This window comes from Rothia nasimurium (assembly GCF_035916755.1).
GTDB lineage: Bacteria > Actinomycetota > Actinomycetes > Actinomycetales > Micrococcaceae > Rothia.
The window spans coordinates 390,938-411,685 of the sequence record NZ_JAYWIX010000001.1 but is presented as its reverse complement, the minus strand read 5'-3'; the positions used below and the strand labels follow the sequence as shown (position 1 = coordinate 411,685).

The window sequence follows — 20,748 nt, the reverse complement described above, 5'->3', positions numbered from 1 at the left end:
GGACGGCACAGGACGGCACAGGACGGCACAGGACGGCACAGGACGGCACAGGACGGCACAGGAGCCAGCCTGACCCTGCCCACCCACTCTAAGGATGCGACACGCCGAACCACTTATAGAATCTATAACTAATGTGATTACCGGCCAAGAGCGCCCGCCAGCATAGCCCCCTGAGATAGGAGACCATACCTGTGGCTGGCACTCTGCGCCACGCACCCCGGTTGAAACGGCGCGCTTTGGCCTGCACCTTCGATATACAGAAAAGCAGTTCAAAGATAAGCTTCCTGTGAGCTAGGGAAGAGCCGCCTCATTTCCCTCTGGATCATCCCCCTGCATCTTGCGCAGAGCGGTTCCAGCACACGCGGCCTTGGGAGTGCGCAACTTTTTCAGAACTATCATAGCCATGTAGGGGGAACAGAAGTAAACACAACAACTAGTTTTGGGCTCCTAAAAAGGCCCAGGAAGCCCGTAGAGGCATCGAAGGGCCAATCATTGATCAACTAATCACGCAGGGCCAGCGTTATCCCGTTAAAACACGTGTGGGGCACCCCTTACGGGGTGCCCCACACTGTTACTACAACCGTATGTTATTTTTCGATTGAGTCGGCCTTGTGGCCGTCAACCTCATGTGCACCGTGGTGCTCATGGTGAGCTGCTTCGAGCTCAGCGGGAGTTACGGCAACTACGCGGTCTTCGAACCAAATCTTTGAGAGACCTGCGCGGGTCTTCTCGATCAGGCCAACCTTGCCCTTCTTGTTGGGCTGAGCCGGGATGGGCTCAGGTGATTCGAAGGAGACCAGCTCGTAGCGGCGGTATTCATCGAGAGGCTTGTGCACCTCGATGAACTCACCGTGGGGAAGCTGGACGACCTTACCGGTTTCGATACCGTGCAGTACGAGCTCGCGGTCCTTACGCTGCAGAGCCAGGCAGATGCGCTGGGTGATGAAGAAGCCGATGAGGGGACCGAACACGAAAGTGAAGCGGAGCCAGTAGGCGACATCGTTCAGCGAGACATGGAAGTGGGTTGCAATCAGGTCGGAGCTTGCTGCAATCATCAGTGCCGCGTAGCCAATGATGCCTGCTACACCCACACCGGTACGGAAGGGGGCGTTGCGGGGGCGGTCCAGGATGTTGTGGACGCGGTTATCCTTGGTAACCCACTGCTCAATCCAGGGCCAGAAGACCATGGCCATCATGACTGAGCCAGCCATCAGAGCGAAGGGGAGAAGGACGCTCAGAACCCAGGTGCCACCGAGGAACTCGAATTCCCAGGGCCAGGGCCAGACGCCGGGCCACAGACGCAGGGCGCCGTCGCCGAAGCCTACGTACCAGTCAGGCTGGGTACCGGCCTGTACCGGTGAGGGGTCGTAGGGGCCGTAGTTCCAAATCGCGTTGATGGTAAAGGTTGCGCCGAGGAAGGCGATGATACCGAACACGATAAAGAAGAAACCGCCAGCCTTGGCTGCATAGACGGGGCCTACGGGGAAGCCAACAACGTTGTTCTCGGTGCGGCCGGGGCCGGGGTACTGGGTGTGCTTATGCAGTACAACCATGAACATGTGAATAGCCACGAGCAGCAGAAGCATCGCGGGGATAATCATGATGTGCAGAGTGTAGAGGCGACCAATCACAGCGGTACCGGGGAACTCGCCACCGAAGAAGAAAAGCGAGATGTAGGTACCAACCAGCGGGATTGACTTGAAAATACCGTCAATAATGCGCAGACCGTTACCTGAGAGCACGTCATCGGGCAGTGAGTAGCCGGTGAAGCCAGCCAGAATACCGATGATGAGCAGGGTACAACCAACAACCCAGTTCAGTTCACGAGGACGGCGGAAGGCGCCGGTGAAGAAGACGCGTAGCATGTGCACGGTCATGGCCATCATGAACATCAGAGCTGCCCAGTGGTGAATCTGACGCATGAGCAGACCACCGCGGACGTCAAAGGAGATGTCCAGGGTAGAAGCGTAAGCGGCAGACATGTGGGTGCCCTTCATGGGGACGTAGGAACCGTCGTAGGTTACCGACACCATGGTGGGGTTGAAGAAGAAGGTCAGGAAGGTACCTGAGATGATCAGGATAACCAGGCTGTAGAGCGCAACTTCACCGAACATGAATGACCAGTGGTCGGGGAAGATTTTGCGACCAAATTCCTTGATGATGCCTGAAGCACCAACACGCTGATCAACGTAGTGGGCGATACGACCGGTTGAGGTCTTTGCCTTGTAATCAGACTGCATTGAAGTCGACATTATGCTTCACCTGCCATTTCCTTGATGTGCTTTGCACGCTCCCAGTAGCCGGGGCCAACGGGCTCGTGGAAGTCACTCTGGGCGACCAGGTAGCCTTCGGAGTCAACTGCGATGGGCAGCTGGGGCAGGGCGTGACCTGCGGGGCCGAAGATAACCTTGCACTCTTCTGCCGCGTCAAAGGTTGACTGGTGGCAGGGGCAGAGCAGGTGGTGGGTGCGCTGCTCGTACAGAGCGATGGGGCAGCCTACGTGGGTACAAACCTTGGAGTAGGCGTAGATGCCGTCAACGTTCCAGTTTTCGCGACCGGGGGTGACCTTCTTGATGTCAGCGGGATCCAGACGCATAAGCAGTACAACGGCCTTGGCCTTTTCCTCGAGGTAGCCGTTTTCGTGGGTCAGGCTAGAGAGGGTTTCGGGCAGGACGTGGTATGCAGAGCCCAGAGTAACGTCGGCAGCCTTGATGGGGGTGCCGGAGGGGTCGCGCACGAGGCGGACGCCTTCGTCCCACAGGGTGTACTTGAGTACTGAGGGGTCTGCGGGGCCCAGGTCACGGAACAGGGTGACGAAGGTCAGGGGAGCGAGGATAACGGAACCGATGAGGGTGTTACGAAGAAGCGGGCGACGCTTGATACCTGATTCTTCGATGATGGTTTCAACGATTTCCTGAGCCTCTGCGCGGTCCTCTTCAGAAGTAACCGCGTGACGCTCTTCGACCATTTCGTGGTCGGGCATAAGTGAGCGTGCCCAGTGGACGATACCGATACCGATACCGAACATGGCAAAAGCGATGCCGAGACCCAGCAGAAGGTTCTGCAGACGAAGCATGTTGTTTGCTTCGGGGTTCATGACATCGTAGAAGTTGCCGCTTACCTCTACACCGAAGTAGCCAATCCAGAAAAGCAGGGAGCCCAGCATGGAGATGACGAATAGCAGAACTACCTGTCGCTCGGCACCCTTAGCTTTTTTGGAATCGACGTCGGTGAGTCGGGGAGCATGCGGGGGAAGTCCGGGGTTAGCGAACTTCTCCTGACTTGCCTCTTGAGAGGTAACTACGGCAGCCTTTTCATGTGCGCCGTCACTATGGTTTCCCATGTGTTGCCTCAAATCTTCCTTGGTACGAAATTTATGTGTGTGCGTGAGCTTATGCAGCTCGTGAAGTCAGCCAGAGGGTGAATGCAATGACGATGACCAGGCCGAGGGTCCAGATCAGAAAACCTTCAGACACGGGGCCGAGTGAGCCAAGCTTGAAACCACCAACAGATGCGTTAACTTCCTGTGACTTCAGGTAAGTAATGACATCGCGCTTTTCTTCGGGGGTGATGTTTGCATCGTTAAAGACAGGCATGTTCTGCGGGCCAGTTTCCATAGCCTCGTAGATGTGCTTTTCTGAAACGCCCATCAGGGTAGGAGCAAACTTACCGCGGGTAAGTGCACCACCAACGCCAGCAGCGTTATGGCACATAGCGCAGTTTGCGAGGAATACCTTTGCGCCATTGGCTGCATCGCCCTTGGAAACATCGAGGTACTCTTCTTCGGGGATGGTAGGGCCTGCACCGAGTGATGCAACGTAGGCTGCGAGCTGCTTAGTCTGCTCATCGTTGAACTGGCCGGGCTTCAGCTGAGCCTGAACGCCCTGCATCTGCATGGGCATGCGGCCGGTGCCTACCTGGAAGTCAACAGCAGCAGCGCCAACACCAATCAGTGAGGGGCCGTCTACTGAGCCTTCTGCATTAGTACCGTGGCAGGTTGCACAGTTGGCTAGAAAGAGTTTCTGGCCTTCTGAGATGTCTTCTGCAGTGTAGGTGGTGCTTGTAGCGGCTTGAGCCTCGTTAGTAGCCGTGGCAACTGCGTAGAGGCCACCAGATAGGAGGAGGGCAAGGGCAAGCAACACGAGAGCTGCGAGCGGATGACGTCGCTTTTGAGAAAGTGCCTTCACGTCGTTGTTCCTTTGTGTGTGTGCTAGTTGGTTTACTTTTAGCGGTTACCGGTTACTTGAGGAAGTAGACGATAAGGAACAGGGCGATCCAGACGACGTCTACGAAGTGCCAGTAGTAAGAAACAACAATTGCTGAGGTTGCTTCGTAGTGACCGAAACGCTTAGCAACATAGGCACGGCCGATGATCAGCAGGAAGGCGATCAGGCCGCCGGTTACGTGGAGTGCGTGGAAACCGGTGGTGATGTAGAAAGCTGAGCCGTAAGCACTTGACGCGATAGTCATACCTTCAGCTACAAGGTTTGCGTATTCGTAAGCCTGGACGGAAACGAAGAACGCACCCATGATGAAGGTGAGCAGGAACCACTCAACCATGCCCCATTCACGGACATTGAGGAGGGAACCGGTGCGGCGGGGCTTGAGCTGTTCAGCCTTGAAAACACCAAACTGGCAGGTAACGGAGCTCAGCACCAGCACGATAGTGTTGGCGAGAGCGAGAGGGACTTCAAGCAGCGGGGTGTTCTCAGCCCAAATGTCGGGGCGAGAAGCGCGCAGAGTGAAGTACATTGCGAACAGGCCGGCGAAGAACATGAGCTCTGAGGCAAGCCAAACGACGGTGCCGACAGACACCTGGTTGGGTCGATTCAGAGCGGCGTGTGCCGACTTACTTGGGGTATGGGTTGCAGTTGTCACATAGACATTATGTCTGTAAAAGTGCCCGTGAACCAATAGGTAAGGGGGTTTGCTAGGAGGTGTGTTGTAAATCCTGCATATCTTCCCCCTAATCTAGGGGTTTTAGTGCAGGCTTGGCGACACGTTGTGTGTAAAACTTGCGTAACCCAACGACCAGCCACCCTGGTGTGGAAAGTCCCCGCGGACATCCGTCTCACGAGCTCGCTCGGGGGCTAAAAGAGCCGTAGAATGTGAGCCATGACAGGCACCATCACGTGGAAACTCATTCTCAATCAACTCGTAGCCCAGCAGGACCTCTCGTCAGACCAGATTAACTGGGCTATGCAAGACATCATGGCGGGTTCAACCCCGGACGCTATTATCGGAGCTTTCCTGGTTGGACTTCATGTTAAAGGTGAAACCCCTGAAGAGCTTGCCGCGCTAGCACAGGGCATGCTTGACAAGGCAGAACACATAGAAGTCACCCGAGATGCTGTAGACATTGTGGGTACCGGGGGAGACCAGCAGAATACCGTCAATATTTCCACTATGGCCTCACTGGTGATTGCGGGGGCGGGTGTGCCCGTCATTAAGCACGGCAACAGAGCCTCTTCATCATCAAGTGGAAGTGCAGATGTACTGGCTGAGCTGGGCATAAATCTAAACCTAAACATTAAAGATGTGGCAGGTGCGGTGGATGCTGCGGGTATAACCTTCCTGTTTGCCCAGGTGTTCCACCCCTCCATGCGACACGTAGCGCCTGCCCGCCGCTCCATTGGCGTCCCCACTGCCTTCAATTATCTTGGCCCCATGACCAACCCCGCTCGGGTCCGGGCTTCAGCCATTGGTGTAGCAGACCCTGAGATGGCCGAGAAAATCGCCGCCGTTTTCGCTTCCCGCGGCGACCACGCCCTGATTTTCCGCGGGAATGACGGCCTGGACGAAATTACCATTACCGGCGAGTCGCAAGTTTGGGAAACCTTCAATGGGGGAGTTGAGCACCATTCACTAACCCCCACCGATTTTGGTATTGAATGCGCCAGCCTGGAGGATCTACGCGGGGGAGACGCCCAGCATAACGCCCAGGTTGTTCACCAGGTTCTCAATGGGACCCCCGGGCCAATCCTCAACGCGGTTCTATTGAACGCCGCGGCAGGCCTGACTGCTTACCGCCCGGTTGACAACAGGCCTTTCGCAGAGCGCTTTGAGGAAGCCCTGCAGGATGCTCGCCAATCAGTAGAATCAGGTAAAGCTAAGGCTGTACTTGAACGTTGGATTGCTTACAGCAACAGTAAATAACAACAAAAGGTGTGGCCCCAGACTTTCTGGGGCCACACCTTTTTAAAGACTGTCTACATCGAGAAATTTAGGCCTTGCAGCGTACAAGCCAAAGGACAAGACGCCAGCCCACCAGGAAAACCAGGAGAGTAAGAGCTGAGACAAGAACAAAAGCAGTTGCGGCAGTATCACCAAAGGAGAGGCGCAGACCAATCCCAAGCACCAGGGTGCTGACCCACATCATAAAGCCTTCAAGCAAGAGGGGAAGCTGCCGCCTGGAGCTCACAGCCCACACGCCAATATGACCAGCACAGGCAGCCAGCAAGAAAGGTGCGGCGGTGGGTAATAGCTGGGACAGCGGTTCCTGGTGGCTGGTGAGCCCGATAGTAATAAAAAGAAGGACGAGAGCCAGGTCAACCACGGCGCGAACCGGCTGGGAAAAATATTTACCTGAATTAACTGAACTGAGCATAGTTTTACTCTAACGCAGGAGCGCTAAGCTCAGCAGCTGCGGGTCTAGTCGAGGGTATCTAGGGGAGCATTTTTAGCTTTACTTTACATAATGTATATTATCGGCTTTGTAGAAAGCCTTGCTGAGATGGTCAAATCTCCTTATATCTCACGTAATGACTAGCATGGCGAAACAGCATCAGGAAGAATAGATAAGTACTAACACACACCGACCTGTGGGAGGTACACATGATTGATTGGTTCGCACAGAACCTCTGGGCTTTCTGGCTCACCGCTGCGATTGTTCTAGCCATTATCGAGATTTTGATGCTCGACTTCGTCTTTCTGATGATGGCCCTAGCTGCCCTGTCGGCAACACTGAGTACCACCTTCCTCGATTCTTTCGTTGGGCAGGTTGTTCTCTTTGCGATTGTTAGTATCGCCCTTCTCTTGGGGCTCCGCCCACCGCTTATCAAGCGTTTCCATCAAAGCTCACCCAATATTGCAATGAACTCTGACGGTCTGGTTGGCCAGGATGCCCTTGTAACCCAAACTGTCACTGAACAGGCCGGTCTTGCCCGTATCGCCGGTGATACGTGGACAGCCCGATCTGAAAGCAACCAGTTGGTTCTCCCTGAAGGATCAACTGCAACCGTGGTAGCCATTCGCGGCGCAACCGCCTATCTAGCTCCTCACAGCACAAAATAACCTTTAACTTAAAGATTAAGGTCGTAACCTATGACAACTTCAACTATCACCACAACCATCCTGCTGACAGCCCTCGTCCTCTTGGTGCTCATCACCCTGCTCAAGGCTGTGCGCATTATTCCCCAGGCCCGTGCTGGCATCGTCGAACGTCTGGGTAAGTACCACACCACCCTCAACCCCGGCTTCCACGTCACCGTTCCCTTTATCGACCGCGTCCTGCCCCTCATTGACCTGCGCGAACAGGTCGTGTCCTTCCCCGCCCAGTCCGTTATCACCGAAGATAACCTGGTCGTCGGTATCGATACCGTGGTCTACTTTCAGGTGACTGACCCCAAGGCGGCAACCTACGAAATCACCAACTACATCCATGCTGTGGATGAACTTACCAGTGCCACTCTGCGCAACGTCGTCGGTGGTCTTAACCTCGAAGAAACCCTGACCTCCCGCGACCAGATTAACAGCGAGCTGCGAGGGGTTCTTGACAGCACCACCGGCCGCTGGGGCATTCGTGTCTCCCGCGTCGATATCAAGGAAATTCAGCCCCCGCACTCCATCCAGGACTCCATGGAAAAGCAGATGCGAGCAGAGCGTGACCGTCGAGCCGCAATCCTGACCGCAGAAGGCCAGAAGCAATCCCAGATTCTGACCGCCGAAGGTGACTCCCGTGCTGCGATTCTACGAGCAGAAGGTGAAAAGCAATCCCAGATTCTGACCGCTGAGGGTGATGCTAAGGCTGCTATCCTGCGCGCTGACGGTGAAGCCCAGGCTATCCAGAAGGTCTTCCACGCTATCCACGCCTCGAACCCCAGCCAGAAGTTGCTGACCTACCAGTACCTGCAGACCCTGCCCAAGCTGGCCGAAGGCGATGCTAATAAACTCTGGTTCATTCCCACCGAACTGGGCGATGCCCTGCGCGGTATCGGCAACGCCTTCTCGCCCCTGGGTAATGAGGGCACATCTGAGACCGAGGAAGTGTCTACCCCTGCGACTCCCCCGTCCTCTCCCCTAGTCGATACCCCGGTGATCCGCGTGACCCCTGAAGACCTCAACCCCAACCTCGACAAGCTCGATAGCGGCGTTGAAATTCCTCAGGAGGGCGAGCTACCTACCGGCGAATCAGCTGAGGGCACAGACCCCCACACCCCCGGCACCTAAAGGTTATAATGGGTATTTGGCCTGCAGGGTTTACCCGCCTTTGAGTAGTCACAAACCTGCAAGCACTTCAGTCACCGTTTATGGAGGAAGAAAATGAGCGATCGCAGCCTGCGCGGTATGCGCCTGGGTTCACAGTCAATGGAAACCGAATCAGGCGTGGAGCCGGCTCCCCGCCAGCGTGTGGAGTACCGCACCGAAGACGGTGAACGAGTATTCGTTACCTTCGCGCAGGAAGCTGAGATTCCCGCGACCTGGACCGCCAAGTCCGGCAAGGAAGCCTTCCTGGTTTCTGGCGACGGCAAGGTCGAAGAGAACGCTGAAAAGCCTGTTCGTACCCACTGGGACATGCTCCTTGAGCGCCGTAGTGTAGAAGAACTTGAAGAGACCCTGCAGCAGCGTCTTGAGATTTACCGGGAGCGTCACGCCCTCTAGACTAGCCCCGGAAGTAAAGGGCCCCGCCAGTTATCTGGCGGGGCCCTTCGTGTATCAGCTGGTATTACTTCTTGATCAGGGAGCGGACGCGCTCTGCTCGGGCGGTCAGGCCCCAGCGGGTTACCTTGGTCATGGAGTCAACGATGATGTTGCCGTCCATCTTGGAACTGCCGATTTCACGCTCTACAAAGGTGATGGGTACTTCTACAATTTTCAGGCCGGCCTGCTCGGAGCGCCAGGCCAAATCGACCTGGAAGACGTAGCCCTTGGAGTCGATACCTTCGAGGTTTAGCTTTTGCAGGGCTTCGCGGCGGTAGGCGCGGTAGCCGGCGGTGATGTCTTTGACCTTGGTGCCCAGAATCAGGCGGGTATAAAGGTTAGCACCGCGGGAAAGAATCTGGCGGTGCAGGGGCCAGTTTTTGGTTTTGCCGCCGGGTACGTAGCGGGAACCGATAGCCAGGTCGGCTCCACTTTCGATAGCCTGCAGGAGCAGGGGCAGCTGTTCGGGCTGGTGGGAGCAGTCGGCGTCCATCTCAACGAGCACGTCGTAACCAGCTTCTAGGCCCCAGTCGAAGCCTGCCAGGTAGGCGCCACCCAGGCCGTCCTTGACGGTGCGGTGGAGGACATTGATGTGACTGTCTTCTGCTGCCATGGAGTCGGCAAGCTGACCGGTGCCGTCGGGGCTGTTGTCGTCGACGACGAGGATGTCGCAGTCGGGCACGGCTGCGCGCAGGCGCTCTACTACGATGGGAAGGTTTTCCTTCTCATTGTAGGTAGGAATCACGGTTAGTACTCGCATGCGGTCTCCTTGTCATGGCCCATCCGAATCGTGGGATGGCTTGTAAACCAGTTTTTCATTATATAGGGTGCAGGTGCCTAAGCGTGTATCGCGGGCCGGGGTCTGAGGTGACGCCTAGCCCACTTTGTGGCCACTGCGGTACAGGCTGACCAGCTCGGGGCGGGGTACGTCGGGGGCCAGGACAGGGAGCAGGGGGGTTCGGGCGCGCGGATCGGTGCTCCAGGCAGCAATGCGGCTGTCGGGGGTCTGCACGATGAGTTCGGTGATGCCCCAGAGGGCGCAGTGGGCGGGTGCTCCGGGCACGAGCTGGCCGGTGAAGGGGTTGGGGGCGGACGCCGCCCGGTAGACAGCGCGGGTACAGGCGGCAAAAGCGGCGCGAGCCGATACTGCCTGTTCTGTCTGGGTGGGGTTAACGGCGGCGTTGACCAGCTCCCAGCCCAACAGTGAGGGCCGGTTACCGGGGTCTGACCCTAGGGTTACTGCAGCCCCTGCAGCTAGGGCCCGGCCAAAGGCTTCGCCGGAGCGGTCGAAGTCGCCTGAGAAACCGAGGGTGACCTGTAGGTTTTTGGCTTGTTCAAGATCGTCTTGGGCTAGCTCGGTGAGGCCCTCCAGACTGGGGCTGATACGTAGACGGGTGAGGCCGTCAAGAGGCACCAGGTGAGCCAGGTACTCCCCCACCTGGTTTTCGTCGCTAACCACCAGCATCAGTTGCAGATGCTCTTCTGCCAGCGAAGCCAGTAACTGCGAGCTGAGTTCTCCCGGTGCTGAGACAAAGATACCGCGGACGCCCGCCGGTAGCTCCCTGCCCCCGTCAAGGTTGTCTACGGGGAGGTAGTAGTCAGCAGCTACCGCAGGGTGCGCCGCCGGGAGCTCCTGCGCGAAATCAGTCAGTAGCAGGCGGGCGTAACCGTAGCCAGCTGCCGCTAGCTCATCGAGCAGGGTGGGAGCGTCCGCCCCGGTCGTAGAAGCCGCTGCCAGGGCAAAGCTGGGGGTGAGCAGGCGTCCGCCCAGCTCCTGCACGGTCATGGAGGAATCCGCGATAGAGCGGGCACCGGCGTCCTGCCCTACCCATTCCACCTGCCCCTCGTTCATGACCAGGGCGGTAGCGAAGGGGTCAGCGGGGCTGTAGATAGAGCCATCGAGCATGACAGTTGCGGGCATCATTGCCGTCCTTTCACAATACTGACAGTAAAACAGACTAAAGCTGGGTTGCTACCACGCCGCGGCGTAGCAGGTTGATAGCGGCCTCGCACTGGGTGCGCAGCTGGGGGTCAGACGATGCCACATGGGCAATCTGATCAAGGCTGTCGATGACCTGCTTGGTCCAGCGCACGAAGTCTCCAGCGGCCAGGTCGGTACTATCAATAGCCTGGGCGAGGCTCTTGCCCCGCGCCCACTTATAAACGGGCCAGACCATACCAAAGTCAGGCGAGGCGGTCTGCGGTAGCCGGTGGAGTTTTTCGGCGTCGTTAAGCTTGCTCCAGTTCTTCAGCACCGTCATCAGCGCCCCCTCAACCCCATGACCGGGGTAGCGAGAGAGCAGACCCAGCTCATCGCGTTTTGCCTCATAGACCAGGGCTGAGACCACCGCAGCGGTAGAAGCCGGGTCAAGGCCCTGCAAGAAGCCGTCCTCGAGGCAGAGGGAGGTCAACAGATCCTTTTCACCGTAAACCCGGCGCAGGGAGGCCCCCCGGGCGGTGAGCACGCGACGCCCCTCCACCGTCTCAACGTAACCGTAGCTAGCCAACAGCTGAGTGATACGCTCAAAGACCTGGGCAATGGTGTTGGTTCGCCGCTCAATCTGACGGCGCAAACCGTCGGTATCACGCGACAGGCGGTACCAGCGCTCAGCCCACCGGGCATGATTTTCGCGGTCAGAGCACCCGTGGCAGGGGTGGTTGCGCAGGGCCCGGCGCAGCTCTTCAATCTTTTGTTCGTCCCCGCGCTCGCGCTCGTTAAAGTACTTCTTCTGAGACCCCGAACGGGCAGGAAGCCCCTGATAAAAGGCCTCGCGCATACGAGAGGCCATGTCCCGGCGGTCCTTGGGGGTCTTGCCGGTGAACTTCTTAGACACCTTGATTTTAGAAATCGGCAGGACGGGCCCGTCGAGGTCACGGGGGTCAAGGCGGCGCAGCTGCGCCGCCATCGTCAGGATGGACGGTCGCGGATCGTCCAGAGACTCAGCCCTGGTCAGCACCACGGCTGGGCCCGCGTTACGGCCCCGAGGGATTTCGATGACATCGCCGGGCAGCAGATCAAGGACGGACGCCACCGCCTGGGACTGCCGCAGACGGCTACGGCCCTTCTCGGACTTTTTCTCGAGGTCAGAGAGGTCTCGGCGGATGCAGGCGTACTCGGTAAAGTCACCCAGATGGCAGGTCATCGCCTCTTCGAAACCCGCTAGAGCTTTTTCGTTCTTCCTCACCCGAGAAGCTACCCCCACCACCGACTTATCGGCCTGGAACTGGGCAAAGGAACTTTCCAGAATCTTCTTGGTGCGCTCAGTGCCAAACTGGGCAATCAAGTTGGCGCTCATATTGTAGGTGGGTTTGAAGGAGGAATTGAGGGGGTAGGTGCGCTTTGAGGCCAGGCCCGCTACCTGCTGGGGCTCTAGACCGGGACGCCACATAACCACAGCATGCCCCTCAACGTCGATACCGCGGCGGCCGGCGCGTCCGGTCAGCTGGGTGTACTCCCCCGGCGTGATATCTACGTGGGTCTCACCATTGAACTTGGTCAGCTTCTCAAGCACCACCGACCGGGCCGGCATATTGATGCCCAGCGCCAGGGTCTCGGTCGCAAAGACCATGCGAATCAGCCCCTCAGAGAAGAGGGTCTCAACAACCTCCTTGAAGACCGGCAGCAGGCCCGCATGGTGGGCCGCTACACCCCGCATCAGGCCTTCACGCCACTCGTAAAAACCCAGCACGGCCAGGTCACTGGTCTCGAGGCTAGCGGTAGCCTCAGCGATATAGGCCCGAATGGCCTGGGCCTCAGCCTCGGTTGTTAGGCGAATATCAGCATCGATACACTGCGACACCGCAGCATCGCAGCCCACCCGCGAGAAAATAAAACAAATACCGGGCAGCAGGCCCGCCTTATCGAGGGAGCGAATCATCTCTGGGCGGCTAATGCGCTGGGGGCGGACGAGCGCGCTCGCCTCGTCCGCGCTGGTGCGGCGCTCGCGGTCATAGCCCTGGGACTGGTAGCTCTGGTTGCGATTACGTTTGCCCTTGCCCAGGCGGGAGAAGGACTTGCCGCCCGGGCCGCGCGAGGGGCGGGGGCGGCGTCCGACCCGCACCAACTCCGGGTTGACCTCGGGCAGGTCGGTAGCGGCTGCGGCGTCCTCAACGGTGGTGTCACCTGCGAAGAGGTCCATGAGGTGTCGGCCCACCATCACGTGCTGCCAGAGGGGAACCGGGCGGTGTTCAGAAACGATAATGTCGGTCTGCCCGCGCACGGTATCGAGCCAGGCCCCGAATTCCTCAGCGTTAGAGATAGTGGCCGATAGGGCGATGACAGAGATCGATTCGGGCAGGTGAATAATACACTCTTCCCACACCGCCCCGCGGGAGCGGTCGGCCAGGTAATGCACCTCGTCCATCACCACATAGCCCAGGTTGGCAAGGGTGGCGGAATCTGCATAGAGCATGTTGCGGAGCACCTCGGTGGTCATCACAACCACAGGGGCTTCGGAGTTAATGGAGGTGTCGCCGGTCAGCAGACCCACGGCATCCTCACCGTAAGCTGCCACCAGGTCGTTGTACTTCTGGTTGCTCAGGGCCTTAATCGGGGTGGTGTAAAAAGCCTTTTTGCCCTGCGATAGGGCCAGGTAGATAGCGAACTCCCCCACGATCGTCTTGCCTGCCCCGGTGGGGGCAGCGACCAGCACTCCCCGGCCGTCCTCAACCGAGGTGCAGGCCCGCCGCTGGAAGTCATCCAGGTCAAAGCCCAGGGTCTGCTCAAAGCGGTAGAGAGCGGTCTTTGAGAAGGTGGCGCGTTCTTTGGCGCGCAGGTACTGTTCAGCGTAGCTAGCCATAGGTCTAATCTTAGGCGGTAGATTTAGGCTAGGGGCACCCCGCAGTCAGCTTTCGTTCCAGCGCGAACAAAAAACCGCCCCGGCACGGTCTGCCGGGGCGGGATAAGTTTAGGAGCGACCGAGCTGGTCGAGTTCTTCGAGGCTGGTAGCCCGGTTGAGCTCGTCGTCGGTAAGGCCTTCTGCCAATTTGGCGTTGCGGCGGTCGCGGCGCTTGTCGTTGAGCATAGCGATACCTATAGCGACAAAGAAGAAGAAAATCAGGGGAACCATGAGGTAGAGCATCGACATAATGTCGTTACCTGGTGCAGCCATAGCAGCGAGTAGGGCAACGAGAACAACAACCCAGCGCCAAGATTTCAGAATAGTTTTACCCCGAATCAGACCGATGAAGTTGAGACCTACCAGAATGACGGGCAACACAAAGGCGATGCCGAAGACCAGCAGGAATTTGACTACAAAGCTGACATAGACGTCGGCGGTAAAGAGGTTGGTGGCACCGTCGGGGCTGAACATGGTCAGGGTGCGGACGGCGGTGGGCAACACCCACCAGGCCAGGACGGTTCCAAAGAGGAACATGGGGATGGCGGTGAAGGTGAAGCCCAGGGTGTAGAGCTTTTCCTTGCGGTAGAGGGCCGGGGTGATGAAGGCCCAGAGCTGGTAGAGCCAGACGGGGCTTGCGATAACCAGGCCGATATAGAGAGAGATACGCACCATCTGGTCGAAGGGAGATGTTGCGGTGGAGTAGTTCAGGGCAGCGGTGCGGCCAGCTTCGGTGTTGATGGCGTAGACCGGGGCGCTGATGGCCTCCATGAAGGGCTCGTAGAGGAAGAAGCCGCCGATAGCGCAGATAAAGGTAGCAACAGCCGCTTTAATTAGGCGGTTGCGGAATTCGCGAAAGTGCTCGCCGAGGGCCATGGTGGCCTGGGGGTTATTCTTTCGGCTGGTTGATTTAGCCATAGGTGCCTTCTACTGAAACTCTGGGAGCCCATAAACCCGTGCCCTGGGTGGCCAGGGCACGGGTCGGGCGGTTAACTCACGAACGCTCTGGGGGGCGAGAACTTAGTTCTGTGAGCCCTTGTTCTGGTCGGTGGTGGTGGGGTTGTTGATAACCTCACCGGAAACGACTGAGCCGTTGGTGTCACCGTTTGCTTCGTTGTTCTTCTTAGAGTCGTTCTTCAGGCCGTCAACTTCTGACTTGAAGATACGCATGGACTGGCCGAGGCTGCGGGCCATGCCGGGGAGCTTGGGGGCACCGAAGAGCAGGATAATGATGACAAGGAGGATGATGAGATGGACGGGGCCGAGGTTACCGAGCACGAGCGTCACCTTTCTTGAAGACGTTTGAGGTCTCCGACGAGTTGGGGCTGTCCGAGTTCGTCGCGGCGCTGTGAGCGGCGGCGGGCTCGGTCGAGCGTTCGAGTGTTTTTGCCCTGGATGTAGTCTGCGTAGGCGGTTCCTACGGGGGTGAAAAGAGCCGGTTGCGGTTCTTCTCTGAGGGGCTGGGCGTGGTTGGCCTGCCCCAGTGCATTTGTAATGCTGGACTCCCAGTCTTGGGCGGCATCGAGTGCCCCTAAGGCTTTGCGGAAGACGCGGTATAGCAGCCAGGCTAGCAGGCAGAGCGAGCTCACGACGAGCACGGTCCACAAAACTATCCAAAACCACCAAGGCATAGTGACAATTATATATCCCAAGCGGCTTTAGTATTGAGAATATTTTGCTGTGGGCTTGCACCGATTCTGCTGGGATATGGGTGAGTAATGTGCCCGGTCAGTTGTTTGTGACCCCTAGTCGCCCAGTAGCTCTAGTAGGTCTTGCCGCAGGTAGGCAGGGGTAAGCAGGCGGACGGTCGGGCCCAGGTCTATCAGTAGGTTGAGAGCCCAGGTGGTGTGGGCGACCGGTATTTTGTAGAAGGTCACACCGTTTTCTTCGGCTGTTTCAAGGGTGTAGCGGTAGAGGGTGCTGTGGGTTTTTTCGCGCTGGGCTACCGGCAGGCTTTTAGCGACAGCCAGAATCATGATCTCGGCAGCTACCTGGCCGCTGGTCAGCTGGGTGAGCCAGCTGCGAGGGCTAACGGGAGCGGACGCGTCCTCCCCCGTCTCAGGGCCAGTCAGCACCTGCTGGGTGAAGCTATCACCCTTGACCGGGGCCATACTCAAGATCTGGTCAAGCCTAAAGTGCCGCACCTGCCCGCTCAAGCGACACCAGGCTTGCAGGTAGCGGGGCCCGTTATCAACGATGAGGGCCAGCGGTTCAATAACGCGGCGGGAGACAGAACGGTGGGAGCTGTAGGTGATATCGAGGGGAATCTGCTGATCAAGAGCCCGCTGTACTAGGGGGTCAAGGTCGGCCCGATAGACCCCTACCCGTTCAGACATGGGCGCAACTTCGGGCCGGTTCTCGGCAGCAACCGAGGCCCATACCTTCTGGCGCAGATGGCTGTAAAAGGACTCCGTATCGAGGCTGGCCGACAGGTCAAGAGCCAGGCTCAGCACCAGGGCCTCGGTTTCAGTCAGTGACACACCGCGGGTCAGCACCTGCTGCCCCCGCAGGGTCACAAACCCAGCCGAGTTAATGTCTAGGTTCAAAGACTCGAAACCAAGGCTGCTGGCTAAGCCTTCCAGCTGGGTACGGGCCTTCTGCTCCGTCGTTGAAAAGAAATCTGCCAAGGTAGCAAGGGGCAGGCCCCCGGTACTCTCAATCAGGGACACCATGAGCAGAAGCTTCATGAGCTGGTCAGACGCACTTTCACGGGCCCGCTGAGCAGCTACAGGCTTCCAGGCCTTAGTCCGTTCAGGACGAGCAATATCGGCTACCGGGGCATGCCAGGCCCGCAATTCCCGCCGAAGCCTTTCCTCTTCATCAGCGACCTTCTGCTGGTAGTCCTCCACCACGCCAAGAACCGACCTACCCTCCGGGATCCGGTGGGTGCGTCCGCCCTTCATCGCCTGCAGGGCAGACTCCACCACCCCGTAGGAGGGAGCCAGCTGCACCCCGTCCGCACCCTTCCCGGGCAGCAGGGGCACGGTAGCTACCTGCGGAACCTGCTCAGGCTCAAGGGCAGCTAACTCCCGCACCATCGAAAACGAAGCAGGAGGCTGCGGCCCCTCAACAGCCAGAACAGACAAACCTGCCGCCCGATCAAGCCTAAAAATACGCTGCCCCTGACGGGCCCGATCCCAGCCCACCAGGTACCAGTGGCCAAACCGCAACCCCAGGCCCCAGCAGGCAACCGCGCGCACCTCGTCCCTGCCGGCATAGCGAAAACTCACACCCTTACCCTCAGCCACCGCCGCCAGGCACTCAGCGACCCCGGGAACCGTGGTAAACCGGGCAGGCTCCCCCAGCTCACCGCCCAGACGCTGGCCCACACTCGCACCCACCTTGAGCAGGGCAGCACGAGCCAACCGCTCCACCTCGGTACCCTCCCAGGCTCGCGCACAGTGGCTCAACACCACCACGTCCAGGGCTGAAAAATCAGCCACCGCCTGCGACCTAGCCTCAAGCCGATACACATAACCCAGCCGAGAACGATCAGCCCGCTCAGCCACCAGCTCAACACCCAGGGCCCGCAAGACCTGCTTATCGCGCTCAAACATACGCTCAAACGCAGCATCGGTGGCCGCCTGGTCATAGCCCGGCACCCGCTGGCGCACAGCATCCCGGTCCAGCCCCCAAGGGGCAGACGAGAGCACATCAAGTAAGGCAGCAGCACGTTCAACAGCTTTAGAAGTCACATACATAAAGATAGCCCCCGGCTCTTTCGAACCGGGGGCCAAACACGCGCAGGCACAAGCCCGCAGCGAGAATTAACGCTTGATGACGTCTACCAGGTCAACCACGAAAATCAGTGATTCGTTAGGGCCAATAGCAGAACCGGCACCGCGGGAACCGTAAGCCATCTCGCTGGGAATCTCCAGACGACGGCGGCCGCCCACCTTCATACCCAGCAGGCCCTCGTCCCAGCCGCGGATTACCATACCGACACCGACCTGGAAACGCAGGGGCTCACCGCGACCCCAAGAAGAGTCAAACTCTTCACCGGTGGAGAAAGCTACACCCACATAGTGGGCTGAAACGGTGTCGCCGGCCTCGACGACCTCGCCAGCACCCTCAATCTCATCGATGATGATGAGTTCTTCGGGGGTACCGCCTTCGGGGAAGTCGATTTCGGGCTTGCTACGGTCGAGATTACGCTGACCAAATGACATGAGGTTTTACCTTTTCTAATGAAGTGATAACAGAGGTCTTATTCGCTGGCTGAGGCGCTAGCTGATGCTGCGGCGGTGCGGGTAGGTGAGGAGCCCAGGATGTCTACCACGAAGACCAGGGCACCTTCGGGGGCACCGCTGGTGGCAGCGTCCTCACCGTAAGCCAGCTCACTGGGGATTACCAGCAGGACGCGGGAACCGACGGTCTTACCGGCCAGGCCCTGCTTCCATCCCTCGATGACGCCGTTCAGGGAGAGGGCGGTGGGGGTAGCACCGAAGTTACCGTCGAACTGGGTGCCATCTGACCAGGTCACACCAACGTAGTTGACGTAGATAGTGTCGGATTCACTCACGGTTGCACCGGTGCCAGTGATGAGGTCTTCGGTGTAAAGCTCGGTGGGGGCATCGCCGCGGTCTGCTGACAGGGTCAGGGTGGCGCTGCCGTCATCAGCCAGGGAGAAGCTTTCCAGGGCGGATGACTTCTTCTCGTTCTCGGTGCCTTCAGCGCTCTTGAGCAGCTTGCCGGAAACGGTGTAGACCTCAACGTTGGTGGCGGTGCCTGCTGAAACGGTGGGGGTTGCCTCAGCGGTTGAGGTGGAGGCGGTATCGATGTTGGTGGAGTAAGAGAAGGACATGCCGACCTTTGAGCCGATCAGGATGTCATAGAGCTCGGGGGCGGCGTTCTTCAGGTCTTCGCCCACGGGGATAATCATGGGTGCGTCGGTGTAGGTGGTACCCAGGGAGGTGCCATCGGCCCCGTTGAAGACGGTGGCGTCAACGAGCAGGCTATCGCCGTCTTCGATGGTGGCACCGTCGCCATCCTCAATCTTGTAGGCTTCGGTGCCATTAGCTGCGAAGGGGGTTGCGAAGGAAACCGAGGGTTCGGCGGTTGCCCCGTTCATGGAGTAGTCAACATCTGAGAGGCTACTGCCGCTGCCGGAGCCACCGCAGGCAGAAAGAAGGAGGGCGAGCACGGCGCCGCTGGATGCGAAAAGGGCTGACTTTTTCTTCACTGGTTTCACTTTCCTTGAGGTTGCGCTCTTCGGCAGAACGCTTTTCTTCACCGCGTACATACTAGCGGATAGAGCTGGGTGGGGTCTGGTAATTTGCTGGTTTACCTAGATAAAGGGCGGGGACCAGGCATCCTGGGGGCCGGGGTTGAGGGTGGCCAGCAGGTCGTCCATGGCGGCACTTTCGGTGGCGAAGGGGTCCTTGCACATGACGGTCAGGTGGGGCTTGTTGTTGAGTTTCAGGTGCACCCAGTCCACAGTGAAGGGCTCCCCGGCGTTGCGGGCAGCACTAATGAAGCGACCGCGTAAGGCCGCCCGGGTAGCAGGCGGATGCACGGTGGCGTGGGCAATCTCATCGTGGCTGACCAGGTTCTTGACCAGGCCCTTGCTGGTCAGCAGACCAAAAACACCGCGGGTAGGGTCGATATCGTGGTAGGCCAAATCAAGCTGCTGGATTTTAGGGTCGGCGTAGCCACTGGCCCCGCGGGCGATGTAGGTATCGAGCAGCTTCTTTTTGATGGCCCAGTCGATTTCGGTATCAATGAGGGAGGTATCGCCGCTTTCCACCGCGTCCAGGGCCCGGCCCCAGAGATCCAGAATGTAGGGTACGTCCTCGTGGTGGGCCCCCTTCTCTTCGATGTAGCGGATGGCGGCTGCCTGGTAGTGGCGTTGCAGGGTCAGGGCATTGGCTTCACGGCCGTCCGCTAGGGGGAAGCTGGCTGTGCCGGTCAGGTCGTGGGAGATGACGCGCAGGGCGGTGGCAGTGTCTTTGATTTCGAAGTTCTCGAGGGGGTAGTAGTCCTCAAGCATACGAAGTACCAGGTCGGTGGCCCCGAGTTTGAGCAGGGTGGTGGCCTGCGACATGTTGGAGTCCCCGTTAATCACGTGCATGCGACGGTAGAGCGAGGCGTCGGCGTGGGGTTCATCGCGGGTGTTAATGATGGGCCGGGCCCGGGTGGTGGCTGTTGATGAGCCTTCCCAGATGTAGTCGGCCCGCTGGGAGAAGGAGAAGCTGGGCTGCCCCTCTGCCCCGAGCGGACGTCCGCCCCACTGCGGGGGGCCCGCAGGGTGAACCTTACCCGCCCCGACCACAATCTGGCGGGTAATCAGGAAGGGAATGAGGGAGCGGACCAGGCGGGAGAACTCCACCTTGCGCTCTAACATGTAGTTCTCGTGGGATCCGAAAGAGTTGCCCGCCGAGTCAACATTGTTTTTGAAGAGGAAGATCTGCCCCTGATAGCCCTCTGCTTCGAGGGAATCTTCTGCCTGGTTGACCAGGTCATTGAGCAGGTACTCCCCCGCCTTGTCTTGAATGAGGGCATCTCGGACCGAGGCGGTCTCGGCGGTGGCGTATTCGGGGTGGGATCCCACATCGAGGTAGAGTCGCCCGCCGTTGGGCAGGAAGACATTGGAGGAACGCCAGGTGTCTACCACCGGCTTGAAGAGCTTGCGGGCGGCCTCTTCTGGGGCCAGGGGGCCAAGCCCTTTCGGGATGTATCTGATGCCGAACTCGGTTTCGATGCCGAATATTCTGCGTTCCACGGGTCTTCCTTAGGCGTTGGGGCGAATGCTGGCTGCTGGTGAGGGGCTGGGCCTACTGGCCGCCCTTTTGGACGAAGCCCTTGACGAAGTCTTCGGCGTTTTCTTCGAGCACGCCGTCGATTTCTGCCAGCAGGTCATCGATGTCTGATACTGCCTGCTCGTTCACCTCTGTCTTCTGGTGGGCGATGGCTACTTCTTCTACCTGCTGGGAGGTGGTTGAGGTGGTGTTCTGGCGCTGGATGCGGTCCATGATGTCTCTCTTTCTGTGGG

At 58.6% G+C, this 20,748-nt stretch carries 20 protein-coding genes; 4 read left to right on the top strand and 16 right to left on the bottom strand.

Going from position 1 to position 20,748, the window contains the following annotated elements; genetic code table 11:
- Positions 1-587: 587 nt before the first annotated feature.
- From VSX42_RS01775 to VSX42_RS01760, 4 genes are read right to left on the bottom strand one after another with little or no spacing between them, the layout of a single operon-like run.
- Positions 588-2,252 (bottom strand): cytochrome bc complex cytochrome b subunit, encoded by a 1,665-nt coding sequence (locus VSX42_RS01775; RefSeq protein WP_326502691.1) that lies wholly within the window; start codon positions 2,250-2,252, stop codon positions 588-590.
- Positions 2,252-3,343: a ubiquinol-cytochrome c reductase iron-sulfur subunit gene (locus tag VSX42_RS01770; RefSeq protein WP_185172913.1), complete on the bottom strand. Its 1,092-nt coding sequence runs from the start codon at positions 3,341-3,343 to the stop codon at positions 2,252-2,254. Before VSX42_RS01770 ends, VSX42_RS01775 begins: the two co-directional genes overlap by 1 nt.
- 49 nt (positions 3,344-3,392) lie before the next feature.
- Complete coding sequence (locus tag VSX42_RS01765) at positions 3,393-4,187, bottom strand: cytochrome c (RefSeq protein WP_326502690.1); 795 nt, start codon at positions 4,185-4,187, stop codon at positions 3,393-3,395.
- 52 nt (positions 4,188-4,239) lie between these two features.
- On the bottom strand, positions 4,240-4,878 hold the full coding sequence (locus tag VSX42_RS01760; RefSeq protein WP_326502689.1) for a heme-copper oxidase subunit III: 639 nt from the start codon (positions 4,876-4,878) through the stop codon (positions 4,240-4,242).
- A gap of 237 nt (positions 4,879-5,115) precedes the next feature.
- Between VSX42_RS01760 and trpD the strand changes: the two genes are divergently transcribed.
- Positions 5,116-6,156 (top strand): anthranilate phosphoribosyltransferase, encoded by a 1,041-nt coding sequence (gene trpD, locus VSX42_RS01755; protein ID WP_326502688.1) that lies wholly within the window; start codon positions 5,116-5,118, stop codon positions 6,154-6,156.
- Between the two features lie 67 nt (positions 6,157-6,223).
- Here trpD and VSX42_RS01750 read toward each other — a convergent pair whose 3' ends face one another.
- Positions 6,224-6,607: a DUF3054 domain-containing protein gene (locus tag VSX42_RS01750; protein WP_326502687.1), complete on the bottom strand. Its 384-nt coding sequence runs from the start codon at positions 6,605-6,607 to the stop codon at positions 6,224-6,226.
- A 227-nt stretch (positions 6,608-6,834) separates the two neighbouring features.
- Between VSX42_RS01750 and VSX42_RS01745 the strand changes: the two genes are divergently transcribed.
- The 3 genes from VSX42_RS01745 to VSX42_RS01735 all read left to right on the top strand — a co-directional run bounded on the left by VSX42_RS01745 (position 6,835) and on the right by VSX42_RS01735 (position 8,880).
- Positions 6,835-7,293 (top strand): NfeD family protein, encoded by a 459-nt coding sequence (locus VSX42_RS01745; RefSeq protein WP_326502686.1) that lies wholly within the window; start codon positions 6,835-6,837, stop codon positions 7,291-7,293.
- A 30-nt stretch (positions 7,294-7,323) separates the two neighbouring features.
- Positions 7,324-8,448 carry an SPFH domain-containing protein gene (locus VSX42_RS01740; protein WP_326502685.1) on the top strand — a complete coding sequence of 375 codons (1,125 nt, stop codon included), beginning with the start codon at positions 7,324-7,326 and terminating at the stop codon, positions 8,446-8,448.
- Between the two features lie 93 nt (positions 8,449-8,541).
- Complete coding sequence (locus tag VSX42_RS01735; protein ID WP_135011868.1) at positions 8,542-8,880, top strand: RNA polymerase-binding protein RbpA; 339 nt, start codon at positions 8,542-8,544, stop codon at positions 8,878-8,880.
- A 64-nt stretch (positions 8,881-8,944) separates the two neighbouring features.
- Here VSX42_RS01735 and VSX42_RS01730 read toward each other — a convergent pair whose 3' ends face one another.
- From VSX42_RS01730 to VSX42_RS01680, 11 genes are all read right to left on the bottom strand, one after another.
- Complete coding sequence (locus VSX42_RS01730) at positions 8,945-9,679, bottom strand: polyprenol monophosphomannose synthase (RefSeq protein WP_326502684.1); 735 nt, start codon at positions 9,677-9,679, stop codon at positions 8,945-8,947.
- Positions 9,680-9,793: 114 nt separating this feature from the next.
- Positions 9,794-10,843 (bottom strand): hypothetical protein, encoded by a 1,050-nt coding sequence (locus tag VSX42_RS01725; protein WP_326502683.1) that lies wholly within the window; start codon positions 10,841-10,843, stop codon positions 9,794-9,796.
- Between the two features lie 34 nt (positions 10,844-10,877).
- The gene (locus VSX42_RS01720) at positions 10,878-13,718 is read right to left on the bottom strand and encodes a DEAD/DEAH box helicase (RefSeq protein ID WP_326502682.1); all 2,841 of its coding nucleotides are present in this window, start codon (positions 13,716-13,718) and stop codon (positions 10,878-10,880) included.
- Positions 13,719-13,826: 108 nt separating this feature from the next.
- Positions 13,827-14,675 (bottom strand): twin-arginine translocase subunit TatC, encoded by an 849-nt coding sequence (tatC, locus tag VSX42_RS01715; RefSeq protein WP_326502681.1) that lies wholly within the window; start codon positions 14,673-14,675, stop codon positions 13,827-13,829.
- Between the two features lie 102 nt (positions 14,676-14,777).
- Positions 14,778-15,035 carry a Sec-independent protein translocase subunit TatA gene (gene tatA, locus VSX42_RS01710; protein ID WP_135013989.1) on the bottom strand — a complete coding sequence of 86 codons (258 nt, stop codon included), beginning with the start codon at positions 15,033-15,035 and terminating at the stop codon, positions 14,778-14,780.
- A gap of 5 nt (positions 15,036-15,040) precedes the next feature.
- A complete protein-coding gene (locus VSX42_RS01705) occupies positions 15,041-15,388 on the bottom strand; it encodes a hypothetical protein (protein WP_326502680.1) in 348 nt (115 codons plus the stop codon).
- A 114-nt stretch (positions 15,389-15,502) separates the two neighbouring features.
- Entirely contained in the window at positions 15,503-17,452 is a 1,950-nt protein-coding gene (locus tag VSX42_RS01700; protein ID WP_326502679.1) for a helix-turn-helix transcriptional regulator, read from the bottom strand.
- Positions 17,453-17,524: 72 nt separating this feature from the next.
- A complete protein-coding gene (locus tag VSX42_RS01695) occupies positions 17,525-17,926 on the bottom strand; it encodes an FKBP-type peptidyl-prolyl cis-trans isomerase (protein WP_237185669.1) in 402 nt (133 codons plus the stop codon).
- Between the two features lie 38 nt (positions 17,927-17,964).
- Positions 17,965-18,939 (bottom strand): FKBP-type peptidyl-prolyl cis-trans isomerase, encoded by a 975-nt coding sequence (locus tag VSX42_RS01690; protein WP_326502678.1) that lies wholly within the window; start codon positions 18,937-18,939, stop codon positions 17,965-17,967.
- Positions 18,940-19,044: 105 nt separating this feature from the next.
- On the bottom strand, positions 19,045-20,478 hold the full coding sequence (pafA, locus tag VSX42_RS01685) for a Pup--protein ligase (RefSeq protein ID WP_326502677.1): 1,434 nt from the start codon (positions 20,476-20,478) through the stop codon (positions 19,045-19,047).
- 52 nt (positions 20,479-20,530) lie between these two features.
- Entirely contained in the window at positions 20,531-20,728 is a 198-nt protein-coding gene (locus VSX42_RS01680; protein ID WP_326502676.1) for a ubiquitin-like protein Pup, read from the bottom strand.
- Positions 20,729-20,748 lie beyond the last annotated feature (20 nt).

Excerpts from the sequence above, each read along its gene's own strand:
- VSX42_RS01740 (WP_326502685.1), top strand. The coding sequence starts at position 7,324 with ATGACAACTTCAACTATCACCACAACCATCCTGCTGACAGCCCTCGTC.
- VSX42_RS01705 (WP_326502680.1), bottom strand. The coding sequence starts at position 15,388 with ATGCCTTGGTGGTTTTGGATAGTTTTGTGGACCGTGCTCGTCGTGAGC.
- VSX42_RS01730 (WP_326502684.1), bottom strand. The coding sequence starts at position 9,679 with ATGCGAGTACTAACCGTGATTCCTACCTACAATGAGAAGGAAAACCTT.
- VSX42_RS01775 (WP_326502691.1), bottom strand. The coding sequence starts at position 2,252 with ATGTCGACTTCAATGCAGTCTGATTACAAGGCAAAGACCTCAACCGGT.
- VSX42_RS01725 (WP_326502683.1), bottom strand. The coding sequence starts at position 10,843 with ATGATGCCCGCAACTGTCATGCTCGATGGCTCTATCTACAGCCCCGCT.
- VSX42_RS01695 (WP_237185669.1), bottom strand. The coding sequence starts at position 17,926 with ATGTCATTTGGTCAGCGTAATCTCGACCGTAGCAAGCCCGAAATCGAC.
- VSX42_RS01680 (WP_326502676.1), bottom strand. The coding sequence starts at position 20,728 with ATGGACCGCATCCAGCGCCAGAACACCACCTCAACCACCTCCCAGCAG.
- trpD (WP_326502688.1), top strand. The coding sequence starts at position 5,116 with ATGACAGGCACCATCACGTGGAAACTCATTCTCAATCAACTCGTAGCC.
- VSX42_RS01735 (WP_135011868.1), top strand. The coding sequence starts at position 8,542 with ATGAGCGATCGCAGCCTGCGCGGTATGCGCCTGGGTTCACAGTCAATG.
- VSX42_RS01720 (WP_326502682.1), bottom strand. The coding sequence starts at position 13,718 with ATGGCTAGCTACGCTGAACAGTACCTGCGCGCCAAAGAACGCGCCACC.
- VSX42_RS01745 (WP_326502686.1), top strand. The coding sequence starts at position 6,835 with ATGATTGATTGGTTCGCACAGAACCTCTGGGCTTTCTGGCTCACCGCT.
- tatC (WP_326502681.1), bottom strand. The coding sequence starts at position 14,675 with ATGGCTAAATCAACCAGCCGAAAGAATAACCCCCAGGCCACCATGGCC.
- VSX42_RS01750 (WP_326502687.1), bottom strand. The coding sequence starts at position 6,607 with ATGCTCAGTTCAGTTAATTCAGGTAAATATTTTTCCCAGCCGGTTCGC.
- VSX42_RS01770 (WP_185172913.1), bottom strand. The coding sequence starts at position 3,343 with ATGGGAAACCATAGTGACGGCGCACATGAAAAGGCTGCCGTAGTTACC.